Annotated in this window: 9 protein-coding genes, 1 rRNA gene, 1 pseudogene and 1 other annotated feature; all 11 genes and pseudogenes read right to left on the minus strand. The window is 29.9% G+C overall.

Features of this window, described 5'->3' with window-relative positions:
• Positions 1-495: 495 nt before the first annotated feature.
• Positions 496-954: an S-ribosylhomocysteine lyase gene (locus tag ACQPUW_RS17000; protein ID WP_430838634.1), complete on the minus strand. Its 459-nt coding sequence runs from the start codon at positions 952-954 to the stop codon at positions 496-498.
• A gap of 73 nt (positions 955-1,027) precedes the next feature.
• The gene (locus ACQPUW_RS17005) at positions 1,028-1,936 is read right to left on the minus strand and encodes a PLP-dependent cysteine synthase family protein (RefSeq protein WP_430838635.1); all 909 of its coding nucleotides are present in this window, start codon (positions 1,934-1,936) and stop codon (positions 1,028-1,030) included.
• Positions 1,923-3,077 carry a trans-sulfuration enzyme family protein gene (locus tag ACQPUW_RS17010; RefSeq protein WP_430838636.1) on the minus strand — a complete coding sequence of 385 codons (1,155 nt, stop codon included), beginning with the start codon at positions 3,075-3,077 and terminating at the stop codon, positions 1,923-1,925. The genes ACQPUW_RS17005 and ACQPUW_RS17010 overlap by 14 nt, the downstream gene beginning before the upstream one ends.
• Before the next feature lie 18 nt (positions 3,078-3,095).
• Positions 3,096-3,719, minus strand: coding sequence for a class I SAM-dependent methyltransferase (locus ACQPUW_RS17015; RefSeq protein WP_430838637.1), 624 nt, complete (start codon positions 3,717-3,719; stop codon positions 3,096-3,098).
• A 51-nt stretch (positions 3,720-3,770) separates the two neighbouring features.
• Positions 3,771-4,011: a binding site (T-box leader), on the minus strand.
• A 76-nt stretch (positions 4,012-4,087) separates the two neighbouring features.
• The gene (glgD, locus tag ACQPUW_RS17020) at positions 4,088-5,191 is read right to left on the minus strand and encodes a glucose-1-phosphate adenylyltransferase subunit GlgD (protein ID WP_430838638.1); all 1,104 of its coding nucleotides are present in this window, start codon (positions 5,189-5,191) and stop codon (positions 4,088-4,090) included.
• 21 nt (positions 5,192-5,212) lie between these two features.
• Positions 5,213-6,373 carry a glucose-1-phosphate adenylyltransferase gene (locus ACQPUW_RS17025; protein ID WP_430838639.1) on the minus strand — a complete coding sequence of 387 codons (1,161 nt, stop codon included), beginning with the start codon at positions 6,371-6,373 and terminating at the stop codon, positions 5,213-5,215.
• Between the two features lie 211 nt (positions 6,374-6,584).
• Complete coding sequence (locus ACQPUW_RS17030) at positions 6,585-9,020, minus strand: glycogen/starch/alpha-glucan phosphorylase (protein ID WP_430838640.1); 2,436 nt, start codon at positions 9,018-9,020, stop codon at positions 6,585-6,587.
• A gap of 32 nt (positions 9,021-9,052) precedes the next feature.
• On the minus strand, positions 9,053-10,486 hold the full coding sequence (gene glgA / locus ACQPUW_RS17035) for a glycogen synthase GlgA (protein ID WP_430838641.1): 1,434 nt from the start codon (positions 10,484-10,486) through the stop codon (positions 9,053-9,055).
• Positions 10,487-12,436 (minus strand): 1,4-alpha-glucan branching protein GlgB, encoded by a 1,950-nt coding sequence (gene glgB, locus ACQPUW_RS17040; protein ID WP_430838642.1) that lies wholly within the window; start codon positions 12,434-12,436, stop codon positions 10,487-10,489. It lies immediately after the preceding gene.
• Positions 12,437-12,716: 280 nt separating this feature from the next.
• Positions 12,717-13,928: pseudogene (locus ACQPUW_RS17045) on the minus strand (SulP family inorganic anion transporter); the annotation flags it as partial.
• 94 nt (positions 13,929-14,022) lie between these two features.
• A 5S ribosomal RNA gene (gene rrf, locus ACQPUW_RS17050) occupies positions 14,023-14,098 on the minus strand; the annotation flags it as partial.

Raw genomic sequence — 14,098 nt, forward strand, 5'->3', positions numbered from 1 at the left:
ATTGCTGGTTGTTTAAATGTTTTATATATTCTGTTCAATTTTCAAAGACCATTTTATCTCGTCGCCCTCAAGCGACTTTCTTATCTTACCACTTCTGAAAAACTTTGTCAACATTTTTTTAAATAAGTTTATTTAACTTAATTTTATTTAAAATGTTGTCTTACTTCCGAGGAAGCCGTTTCGCATCAGCGACGAGATTTATAATAACACATATATAATTATCAGTTCGACATATTACTACTAATATATCTATTTATTTTTATATAATGCCTTTTTTCTTCTTTATTCTTTAAATTCCTACTTAAGATACACGTGGTACTGTATTAGATGTAGTTATTATATATTTTGAGTAAATTACACAATATATATCCTTAAATCTTCTATGTATTACAATATATTCAATATATATAATCTCCTTATATAATAAAAAATATCCTTATACTAAAATTTTATTCAATTTTAGTATAAGAATATTTTTATGATTTGATCTTTTATCTATTGTTCTATATAAAATTTATCGCTTATTCCATTATCTAATACATGCTTAGCATGTTCTTTTGCTAAAGTTAGTGAATGTAATGATGCTGATCCACATTGTAATTCATTAGCAGCCGGAATTTCATCTTGTAATAGTATTTTTTGTAATGAGTATTCTAATGCTTCAATAACATCTTTAACCTCTAAATCTCCAAAGCTTATTAAATAGAATCCTGTTTTGCATCCCATTGGTGATATGTCAATAATATCATCAATTCTTTCTCTCATAAAACCAGCTAAAAAATGTTCTAATGTATGCATTCCTTTATCTGCTAGAATTTCTTTATTAGGTTGAACAAATCTTAAATCGAACTTAGATACTACATCACCCTTTGCCCCTACTTTCACTCCTGCTTTTCTAACATAAGGCGCTTTAACCTTTGTATGGTCTAATTCAAAACTTTCTACTTTAATCATTATAATTACTTCCTCTCTAATCTATGGTTATTTTAATTTGTAAAATGTAATCTTATTAATTTATGTTCTATATTTATAATAGATCTGTACTAAAATATCTATCTCCCCTATCTGGTAATATGACAACTACATTTCCACTATCTATTTTTTCTATAAATTTTAGTGCAGCAGAAAGAGCAGCTCCTGATGATGATCCAACTATAATACCTTCTTTTTTTGCTAACAGCCTTGCACTATTAAATGCCTCTTCATCATCTACCTTCATAATTTCATCGACTAAATCCATATCCATCGTTTGAGGAATAAAGTTATTTCCTATACCCTCTATTTTGTAGCACCCTTCTCTTCCTCCACCTATTATAGAACCTATAGGATCTGCTAATACTCCTTTTACTCCATCTATATTCTCTTTTAAGTATTTTAAAGCACCTGAAAATGTTCCTCCACTTCCAGCACCAGCTACTAAATAATCCACATCTCCATCTAAATCCTCATAAATTTCTTTTCCTGTTGTTTCATAATGAGCTTGTGGATTTGATTCATTGCTAAATTGATTTAATGATATAGAATTTGGTATTTCTTTCAATAATGAGTTAGCTATATTTATAGCGCCTTCCATCCCATCTTCTTTTGGTGTATTAATTATTACTGCCCCAAGAGATTTCATCAACTTCTGCTTTTCTATTGAAAACTTCTCTGGAACAACAAACATTACTTTATATCCTTTATTAAGCGCTGCTAGTGCTACACCAATCCCTGTATTCCCAGCAGTAGCTTCTATAATAGTAGATCCTGACTTAAGTACCCCATCTCTCTCAGCTTGTTCTATCATATATACCCCAACTCTATCTTTGCAGCTACCCCCTGGATTAAATCCTTCAATCTTAGCAAATAGATTTACCCCTTGCTTGATTCCCAAGTTGTTTAATTTTAATAACGGTGTATTTCCGATTAATTCTTTTATGTCATTATAATAATTCATCTTTTTCACCTGCTTTTAGTAAAGCTTGTTCTATATCCTTTAATATATCTTCCTTATCTTCTATACCAACTGAAACCCTAATTAATTTTTCTGTTATTCCTATACGCTCTCTAAGTTCTTCTGGAAGTGCTGCATGTGTCATTGATGCAGGATGGCATATTAGTGATTCAACTCCCCCTAAACTTTCTCCGAATGTTATAAGTTTTAAGTTATTTACAAACTTCTTATGATCGATATCATCATTTAATATAAATGATATTACTCCACCAAATCCAAAAGATTGTCTTTTTTGTATCTCATGCCCTTCATGACTTTCTAGTCCTGTATAATAAACTTTCTTAATTTTTTCACTTTCTAATATTTTTTTTGCTATAAACATTGCATTTTTTTCATGTCTTTCCATTCTTACTGAAAGTGTTTTGATACCTCTTATTAATAAGAAACTATCAAAAGGTTGAAGTATTCCCCCTGTAGCATTTTGAATGAAGTGCAATCTTTCACCAAGTTCATCATTATTTACAACAACTAATCCAGCGACTAAATCACTATGTCCACCTAAATATTTTGTTCCTGAGTGTATTACTATATCAGCTCCTAAAGCTAATGGATTTTGGAAATATGGACTCATGAAAGTATTATCTACGATAGTTAATAACCCATTTTTCTTAGCTTTATCTGAAACCATTTTAATATCTACTACATCTAATAATGGATTTGTTGGTGTTTCGATGTATACTGCTTTTACATCTTCATCAATTTTATCTTCAAAATTGATGAAGTCATCTATAATCTCATATCTTATGCCAAAGTTAGAAAATACTTTGTCTAAAACTCTAAATGTACCACCATATAAATTATTAGTTATTAGTATCCTATCTCCACTTTTAAATAAGCTTAATATTGCAGTAATTGCAGCAAGTCCAGATGCAAATGCAAATCCCCTTTTTCCACCTTCTATATCAGCAATTAACTTTTCAAGTGCCTCTCTTGTTGGATTACCAGTTCTTGAATATTCATAACCACTATTTTCTCCAAAGCTTTTTTGCTTATATGTAGATGTTTGATATATTGGTATATTTACTGCTCCTGTATTTTTATCAATGCTTATTCCGCCATGTATTAATAATGAATCTTTTTTCATATTTATCACTCCTTAAAATTATTTTGTTGCTTTTGCTATAAAAATTTTAGGTTCAATCACTTCTCCTTTTGATGATTCGCCTCTAGCAATTAATTCAGTGCTCTTAATATCTATATTTAAAAACCCTGCTTCTCTATACCAAGATTCTAATTGATCATGTCTAAAGCCTAACCATACATCATACATTTCTTCAGTTGCCCATTCCCCTAAATGCTCTTCAACATCTGTTATAATTACTTGTCCATCTTTCTTTAGTACTCTATTCATTTCTTTGATTGCTACATCTGGATTTACAACATGATGTAATGCCATATTCATAAATATAATATCCACAGAATTATCAAAAAGAGGTAAATCCTCTAAGCTTCCTTTTATGGGGTATATATTGTTTAAATTTTTATTTTTTGCTGATTTATGTAACTCTTTAAGCATATTCTTTGATGAATCTATAGGAAAAACTAAATTTGCCTCTTCTCCTACTCTTAAACTTATAAAGCCTGTGCCTGCCCCTAAATCTGCAATTACTTTTCCCTTAATATCTACAGAATTAACTGCAATCTCCCTTAATTCATCTTTGAAATAGTCCACTCTGATTTTATTCCACTCCTTAGCAATAGAATTGAAATAGTTAATTGAATTCATGATAAAACCTCCTAATTAATTTTAAATATAAAAAAACCTCGTCTCTAATATATTAGAGACGAGGTATACTCGCGGTTCCACTCTAGTTTAGATATAAAAAAATATATCTACTCTCAAAATTCCAGCACTAACATGCCTAATCACTATAACGGGTGATCCCGGAGAACTCTACTATTAATTCGAATTTCTGCTCCAAAGTGCACTTCACATTTCTTATAAATAGAAAGCTCTCAGCAATGCTTCCCTCTCTGTGATCCTCCAAAATGCTACTTTACTTTTTCAACACATTTATTATAACCTAGTAATTCTATATGAATACTTCTGTTATTTGAATTATAGTACAATGATTTTTAAAAAGCAACACTTTTTTAAATGTTATTTCTTTTCATCATAACAATGGGCCAATTTTTAGAGCCAATATATCTCTCATCTTCTTCTACCCTTATCTTTTTATCTGCAATTACATTTTCAAGTTCACATCCATTTCCTATAATAGCATTTTGTAATATTATAGAATTCTTTATTTTTACATCTTTGCCTATATAAACACGTCTTGCTATTATACTATTTTTAACTTCTCCTTCAATATAGCAACCATTAGCTACTATAGAGTTTTTAACATTACTACAAACTGTATATTGAGTTGGTCCCTCATCCTTTGGTTTTGTATATATAGGCTTCTCTTTGCAGAATAATTCTCGATTAACATCCGCATCTAAGAAATCCATATTACAATCATAATAAGCTTTTAAAGAATTTATACAGCTTAAATATCCTTTAAATTCATAAGTTCCTACATTCAATCTTTCTAAATTAGAATGTATAAATTGCTTTATTTTTCTATACATTCCACTTCTAATTGATTCATGAACAATATCTACGAATAATTCTGTTCTCATGAAATACATTTCCATGCTTATATTAGCATTATTTGCTCGACCAATATTTTCCCCAACACTAACTACTCTTTCATTTTCTATATTTAATACATCACAATCTATACACTCTAAATTTGCATTATTTATATTTTTATATACCATTGTGACATCATTTCCTGATTCTTTATGTTGTTTTAATAATTCATTAAAATTAATATTACATACCATATATGATGGAGCTAAAAGTACGTATTTTCTTTTGCTATATTTAACGAATTCAATATTATCTGCAAAATTATGAACATCATCATATGAGGGGTCCTCATCTCCAAAATTAAATACCTTTAATCCATCTTTTTTTCTATGAAGGTCCCATGGCCTTCCATTAGTTAAATGATCCATTAAAGATCTTGATCTATTTTTCGCAAAAATACCAATACATTCTATTCCTGAATTAGTCATATTAGATAAAACAAAATCTATAACCCTGTACCTAGCTGCTATAGGTACTGATGCTAGCGGTCTTTTTCTAACCAATTCTCCCATCCTAGTTTCATTTTCATCTAAATTTATTATTCCTAAACAATTATTCATATGCACTCACCCTTTCCTCCTTTAAGCCATCTTTTTAGCTTCAATTGTACTGCCTGGACTTATCTCTTCCTTTGAAGCAACAACTGCAATCTCATCACCACTACCTACTTGTGATTCTTTATTTACAACAACATCGCTTCCTATTATGGCCTTATTTATACTTACACTATCTCCTATATACGAATTAGGCATAATTACAGAATCTTTTATTACAGTATCTCTTCCAACGTAAACACCTTGGAATAATACAGAATTTTCTACTTTACCATACACAGTACATCCCTCAACAATAACTGAGTTCTTAACATCTGCTTCTTCACCTACATATTGTGCTGGACTTACTGGATTCACAGAGTATATTTTCCAATCTTCATCAAATAAATTTAATTCATTTTCAGTTTTTAATAAATCCATATTTGCCTCCCATAGACTTTCTATAGTTCCGACATCCTTCCAATAACCATCAAACGGATATGCAACTAGTCTACGTCCATCTTCTATCATCTTAGGTATAATATTTTTACCAAAATCATTGCTTGAAGTTATATCCATCTCATCATTTATTAGATGCCTCTTTAAAACTTTCCAATTGAATATATATATTCCCATTGATGCATTTGTGCTTTTTGGTTCCTTAGGTTTTTCATCAAATTCATATACTGATAAATCTTCTCTAGTATTCATGATTCCAAATCTACTAGCTTCCCTAAGCGGTACATCGATAACTGCAATTGTAGCATCTGCTTCTTTTTCTTTATGAAATTCTAACATTTCATTATAATCCATCTTATATATGTGATCTCCTGATAAAATAAGCACATACTCTGGATCATAACTATCTATATACTCTATGTTTTGATATATCGCATTTGCAGTTCCCTTATACCACATTCCGCCTTTTTCTTCTTGGTAAGGAGGTAATATACTAACCCCGCCTTCTCTTCTATCTAGATCCCAAGGATCTCCTATTCCAATATGTGAATTAAGCTCTAATGGCCTATATTGAGTTAAAACTCCAACTGTATAAATACCTGAATTTGAACAATTACTTAAAGGAAAATCTATTATTCTATATTTTCCTCCAAATGGCACTGCTGGCTTAGCTAAATTCTTAGTTAATACTCCTAATCTCGAACCTTGTCCACCAGCTAAAATCATAGCTACTATCTCTTTTTTACCCATAATACTTTCTCCCCCTCATATGTTTTTCACAATTATCTAAATTAAATATCTAACTAAATTTAAATTAAATAAAATTCAAGGCACTTATATAAACATATGACTGAGTATTTAAATTTATACATAATTTATTTTATGAAATCTTTTGTACAACATAAAAAGTCCAAAAATAATATTAATATTATTTTTGGACTTTATAACTATATTAAATTGGTTATAAATTTTTATATAATAATTCTGCCCCCCATATACCATTTGCATATTGAAGTATTGTTCTATCTGATGAGAATATTCCAGAGTGCGCTATATTAACTCCACACATTCTTTGCCAATTATTCATATCTCTATATAACTTATCTACTCTTTCTTGAGCTTTTATATAAGAATCAAAATCTTTTAAAACAAAGAATTGATCATTGTATGGTATTAAATTTTCATATATCTCTCTGAATCTCTCTCTATCAAAGTGATATTTACCATTTATTAAATCATCTATTACAGCTTGAATTCTTGAATCATTTTTATACATATCAAATGAAGAATATCCCCCATTTTTATAATAATTTAGAACCTCATTTGAATTTAGTCCAAATATTATGATATTATCGTCCCCAACTTCATCTCTTATTTCAATATTTGCCCCATCTAATGTAGCTATAGTGACAGCCCCATTCATCATAAACTTCATATTAGATGTACCTGAAGCTTCTTTAGTAGTTGTAGATATTTGCTCACTTAAATCTGTAGCTCTTATTATCTCTTCTGCTAAGGAAACATTATAATTATCTAAGAAAACAACCTTCATCTTATCATTAACCCTAGGGTCATTATTTACCTTTTGAGCAACTCTATTTATAAGTTCTATTGTTTTCTTTGCTAGATGATATGCAGGTGCTGCTTTACCACCAAATATGAAAGTTCTCGGTACTATATCTAACCCTGGATTTTCTAATAATTTATTATATAAATCCATTATTCTTAAGCAATTTAATGTCTGTCTCTTATATGCATGTATTCTTTTTATCTGAACATCAAATATAGAATTTGGATCTACTTTAATTCCATTTTTCTTATATATCGTTTCGGCAAGCCTCTCCTTATTTTCTTTCTTTATATTATGAAGTTCTCTTTGAACACTTTCATCATTTACTTTCTTTTCAAAAGCTTCTAAATCTATAGGATGTTTTATAAATCCTTCCCCTATAGTATCTACTAATAATTTTGTTAGTCTTGGATTAGTCTTTAAAAGCCATCTTCTATGAGTTATTCCATTTGTTTTATTATTGAATTTATTTGGATAATAATAATAAAAATCACTCATTTCTTGTTTTTTAAGGATTTCTGTATGAAGTTTTGCAACTCCATTTACACTATGACTACCTACTATAGCCAAATTAGCCATTCTAACTTGCCCATCAGCTATTATTGCCATACGTGATATTTTATCCCACTGACCCGTATAGCTATTCCAAAGATCTGCACAAAATCTTTCATTAATTTCGTCAACAATCATATATATCCTTGGAAGTAATGATTTAAACATATCTAAAGGCCATTTTTCTAAAGCTTCTGAAAGTATTGTATGATTTGTATATGATACTGTATTTGTTGTTATTCTCCATGCTTCTTCCCAAGCAAGTCCCTCTTCATCTAATAATATTCTCATGATTTCAGGTATTGCAAGAGTTGGATGAGTATCATTTATATGAATAGCTATCTTTTCATCTAAACTCCTAATATCTCCGCCATGTCTTTTATAATGTCTTATTATTCCTTGAACTCCAGCTGAAACAAAGAAATATTGTTGCTTTAATCTTAGCATTTTCCCCTCATACTGAGAATCATCTGGGTAAAGAACTTGTGATATTGCCTCAACAGAGTTTTTATATTCTAATGCTTTTAGGAACTCTCCTCTACTAAATGATGAAAAATCAAATTCATTATTTACTGTTTCAGCACTCCATAATCTCAATGTATTTATAGTATTATTCTCATATCCGACTACTGGAGTATCATAAGGGACTGCAAGTACTGGTTCATAATTTACATGAGTAAATTTCATTTTTCCATTTATCTCTTCTTCTATTATATTTCCACCAAACTTAACAATCTCTCTTTTATCATTTTTTCTCTTTTCCCATACGTTACCATCTCTAAGCCAATTATCCGATACTTCAACTTGTACTCCATCTATAATTTTTTGTTCAAAGAATCCATATTTATATCGTATTCCACAACCATGTCCTGCTATATTTAAAGATGCCATAGAATCTAAGAAACAGGCTGCAAGTCTTCCAAGTCCTCCATTTCCAAGTCCTTGGTCATGTTCTAAATTTTCTAATTCCTCTAAACTAATACTTAAATCATCTAACGCTTCCTTGCATACATCTCTTATACCTAGATTAAGTAGTGCATCTCCTAGAAGTCTTCCCAGTAAAAATTCCATTGAAAAGTAATACACTTGCTTTTCGCAAGTATTATTATACCTCTTATTAGTCTTCATCCAGTTTTCTGCAACATAGTCCCTAACCAAACTACCTAAAGCTTCATATTTTTTATAGTTACTTCCATCAGAAAGCTCCTCTCCATGAATTTCTAGATACTTCTTTTTGTAGGCTCTTTTAAAGGACCTTTTGTCAATGGTTAGCATATCTATCCCCTCCCCCTGGATTTTATAACGACTTATCCTATAATTAACTCCTTATACATTTCATTATAATCATTAGCTGATTTCTCTAAACTATTATCTGAATCTAAAGCTTGCATAACTATAGAATTCCACTTATCTTTATCTCTAAATATATCTAATGCATATTCAGTAACACTTAATAACTCATTGGCATTGTAATTTCTAAAACTAAAGCCATTTCCTAATCCACTATATTGATTATATGGGAAAATGGTGTCTTTTAGACCTCCTGTTTCTCTAACTATAGGAACAGTACCATATCTAAGTGCTATAAGTTGCCCAAGCCCACATGGTTCAAATAATGAAGGCATCAAAAACATATCTGATGCTGCATAAATTTTATGGGCTAATCCATTATCAAATTTAATATTTGCAGATACCTTATCCCTATATCTATCAGCTAAGCCTCTAAAATGATTTTCATAATGATAATCACCAGTTCCTAATATAACTAACTGAATATCATGCTGTAATAATTTATCCGCAATATCAACTACTAAATCAAGTCCTTTTTGGTTAGTAAGCCTAGTAACCATAGAAATCATAGCCGCATTTTCATTTACAGGAAGACCTAATTCCTTCTGTAATTCTTTTTTATTTACAGCTTTACCTTCCAGAGAATTTTTGCTGAAATTTTCATATATTAATTTATCTTCTTCTGGATTAAATTCTTTATAATCTATTCCATTTAATATTCCATTTAGCACATATCCTCTTTCTCTTAATATTGAATCAAGTCTTTCACCATATTCTTGAGTTTTAATTTCATCAACATATGAATAACTAACTGTAGAAATTCTATCTGAATAAAGTACTCCACCTTTCATGAAACTAACTCCACCATCAAAAGCAAGACTACCATTATAATATGGTTCTAAATCATATCCAAAAAGATCTGGTAATATCTCTTTTGGGAATACTCCCTGGAATCTAATATTATGAATTGAAAATACCGATTTTATATTAAAGTAGAATAAATCTTTTGCGTATTCTACTTTAAGAAGTACTGGTATCATTCCAGTATGCCAATCATTACAATGTATTATATCTGGTTGAAAATCAACTAGCTTTAAGAAGCTTAAAACAGCTCTATTAAAGAAGGCAAACCTCTCTCCATCATCATAATATCCATAAAGTCCATCTCGTCCAAAGTAATATTCATTATCTAATAGATAATATTTAACCCCATCCTCCTCATACTCAAATACACCACAATACTGTGTTCTCCACCCAACTGGCACCATAAACCATTTAAGGAATTTTAGTTCTTTTTTTAGATTCTCGTTTATCTTCTTATACTTAGGTATTACAACTCTTGCATCTACATCTGATTTTATTAAAGATTTAGGTAATGACCCTAATACATCACCTAGCCCTCCTGTTTTTATAAATGGATTTGCTTCAGATCCAACAAATAAAACTTTCATCTAATTCTCCCCCTCAAATTTTCTCTTTAATACCACAGTTGCCATTGGCGGTACTTTTATTTTTATACTATTTTCAAAATTATTAGATTCCTCATTCTCTGAAAATAATTTATCCTCAATAATTTGACCTGATCCCCCATACTTTTTATGATCAGTATTTAAAATTTCTTCATATACACCCTTGTATGGAATTCCAATTCTATAGTCATAATATACAACGGGTGTAAAATTAGATACAAAAATTAATGTATCTTCCTTCCTCCTGCCTCTTCTTATAAATGAAATTATACTTTGACTATCGTTATTTGCATCTATCCATTTAAACCCTTCTGGATCATAATCTAATTCCCAAAGTGCTTTATTATCTTTGTATATATGATTCAAGTCTTTAAAAAACACTTGAATATTTTTATGCATAGGATATTCATCAATTAATTCCCATTGAAGTGACTCATATTCCTTCCACTCATTAAATTGCCCAAACTCATTCCCCATAAACATAAGTTTCTTTCCAGGATGCCCAATCATGTATGAATAAAACAACCTAAGTCCTGCAAATTTTGTCCAATAATCACCCCACATTTTATCTATCAATGATTTTTTATTATAAACAACTTCATTATGTGAAATAGGAAGTATAAAATTTTCTGAGTAATTGTACATCATAGAGGAAGTTAAATCAGTATGATGATATTTTCTATATATGGGATCTAATTTTATATATTCTAATATGTGATTCATCCATCTAATATTCCATTTAAAACTGAATCCTAAACCTCCATTTCCTATAGAACTACACACATTAGGGCAAGAATCTGTATCTTCCTCTACGATCATCATTACATGTGGAAATTCGTTATGTATAGCTTCATTTAAATCTTTAACAAATTGAATTCCCTCTAAATTTCCATTTCTTCCATAAATATTCGGCACCCATTCCCATTTTCCTCTTTTATAATCTAAGTAAATCATATTTGAAACTGAATCAATCCTTAATCCATCAATATGATATTCTCTAAACCAATAAAGAGCATTTGAAATTAAAAAGCTTCTAACCTCAGGCCTTCCAAGATCAAAATTAATGGTTCCCCACTGTCTATTTTGGGCTTTCCACCCTTCTTCATATTCATAAGTTGGAGTTCCATCAAATTTATAAAGTCCTTGTTCATCCTTACAAAAGTGACTTGGTACCCAATCTAGAATAATTCCAATACCTCTTTTATGAAGCTCATTAATAAGTTCCTTAAATCCTTCTAAATCTCCATATCTACTAGTTACTGAGTAAAACCCAATTCCTTCATACCCCAATGAGGCATCTAATGGATGCTCAACTAATGGCATAAGCTCTACATGTGTATATCCCATATCTTCTAAATATTTAGGTAGTATTTTACTCAATTCTTTATATGTTAAAAACTCATCGCCCCTTCTTCTCCATGAACCAAGATGCATTTCATATATATTTACTGCACTCTCATATATATTCTTATTCTTTTTAGAATTTATAAAATCACTATCTGTCCAATTAAATTCTTTTCCTTTATATACTATAGATGCATTATTAGGTCTGAGCTCTGAAAATATTGAATATGGGTCTATTTTATAATGAATTTCTCCTCTTCCATCTTCTATTGCATATTTATATTTAGCTCCTAAATTAATTCCATATACAAATATGCTCCAAATACCTTCATTAGTAATTTTAATCATTTTATAATTTTCATTTACGGAAAATCCATTAAAATCACCTATCACATAAACATTTTTTGCTTTAGGAGCCCATACTGTGAATCTGACACCTGACTGTCCATCTTTTTCACTAAATTTACTTCCTAACATATCATATGAATAAAAATTTTTTCCTTGATGGAATAGATAAGTATTGAAGTCCGTAATATCATATTTATTTCCATTTTCTTTATTACTATTTTTTTCTCTTATAATCTTCATATTACATAATCCCCCATCTATTTTATGTAATCCACATATTTTTACTGAGTCACTAAATAATTTAAGCTCCTATTATTACTATTCAACGAATATAAAATTTATTAATAAAAATGTATTACTGATTAAAATAAAGTATATAATTATCACTTTAACTTTAATAAAAAGAAGCCTAGGGTAATACCCTAGGCTTCTTTAAATTTATTGTTTAGCATACAACTTCTATACTACTATCTATATCTTTATCATCATTCTTATCTATTAATTTTATAATTATGAAGTGAACTACCATGGCAACTAAAATTGCAACAACCAAATCACAAGTCACAGTTAGTATAAAAGTTGTTAATAATTCAATAGCATCAAATTTATTATTATGGATAATTTTTATACATTCTCTCCACTCACTCATATTATAAGATACTACTGCAAGTATTGCCGCTAATGCAACAAGTGGTATGTATTGTATAAGAGGCATAAATATTATCATTATTAATAATAAAGTTATAGCATGTACTATTCCTGCTATAGGAGTTCTTCCACCATTTTTTATATTAGCTGCCGTTCTAGCTATTGCACCTGTTGCTGGTATTCCACCAAATAATGATGATGCAATATTTGCCATACCTTGTCCTATTAATTCAGTATTTGAGTTATGTTTTTTATCTATCATTCCATCTGCAACAACTGCTGATAATAATGATTCTATAGCAGCTAAAAATGCTATAGTAAGAGATGGCATAAATAAAACTTTTAGTTTATCTATTGTAATTGCTGGAAGTTGTGGCTTTGGAATAGTTGATGAAATCTGTCCAAAAGCTGATCCTATTGTCTCAACATTTAAACTTAATCCAGAAACTATTAAAGTTGACACAACTAATGCAACAAGGGATCCTGGTATTGTCTTATTAACCTTTGGGAATAAGATTATTGTGGCAATACATAGTATACCAATTAATAATGTAATAAAGTGTATTTCATTAAAATGTGATATGTAAACATTCCATTTTTGGATGAATTCAGAAGGTACTTTATCTATACTTAATCCAAATAAATCTTTTACTTGAGTTGATAATAAAGTAATAGCTATACCTAAAGTGAATCCTAAAGTAATACTCTTTGGAATATATTTTATTAAATTCCCAAGTCTAAATATTCCAAACAGTATTAAAATTATACCTGCCATTAATGTGGAAATTATAAGTCCCTCAAGTCCATACTTTTCTATAATTCCATAAACTATAACTACAAAGGCTCCTGTAGGACCTCCAATTTGTACTCTACTTCCACCAAATAGTGATATGAAAAATCCTGCTATTATGGCTGTTATTAATCCCTTCTCTGGCGTTACTCCAGATGAGATACCGAGTGCAATAGAAAGTGGTAATGCAATAATTGCAACAATAATTCCTGCTACAACATCCTTAAAAATTTGTTCTTTTGATAATTCTTTTTTTCTGTGTTTTAATATTGAGAAAAACTTTGGTTTTTTCATCAGTAAAAAAAATCCCTCTTTTCATATAAATTTTTTGTAAATTAGATGTACACATGAAAAAAAGAGATAGTAATTACTATCTCTTTTCGTTCACACCTGGCAACGTCCTACTCTCCCACACAGTCTCCCGTGCAGTACCATTGGCGCTATAGAGCTTAACTTTCCTGTTC

The organism is Clostridium sardiniense, assembly GCF_050584765.1.
GTDB classification, from domain to species: Bacteria; Bacillota; Clostridia; order Clostridiales; family Clostridiaceae; genus Clostridium; species Clostridium sardiniense_A.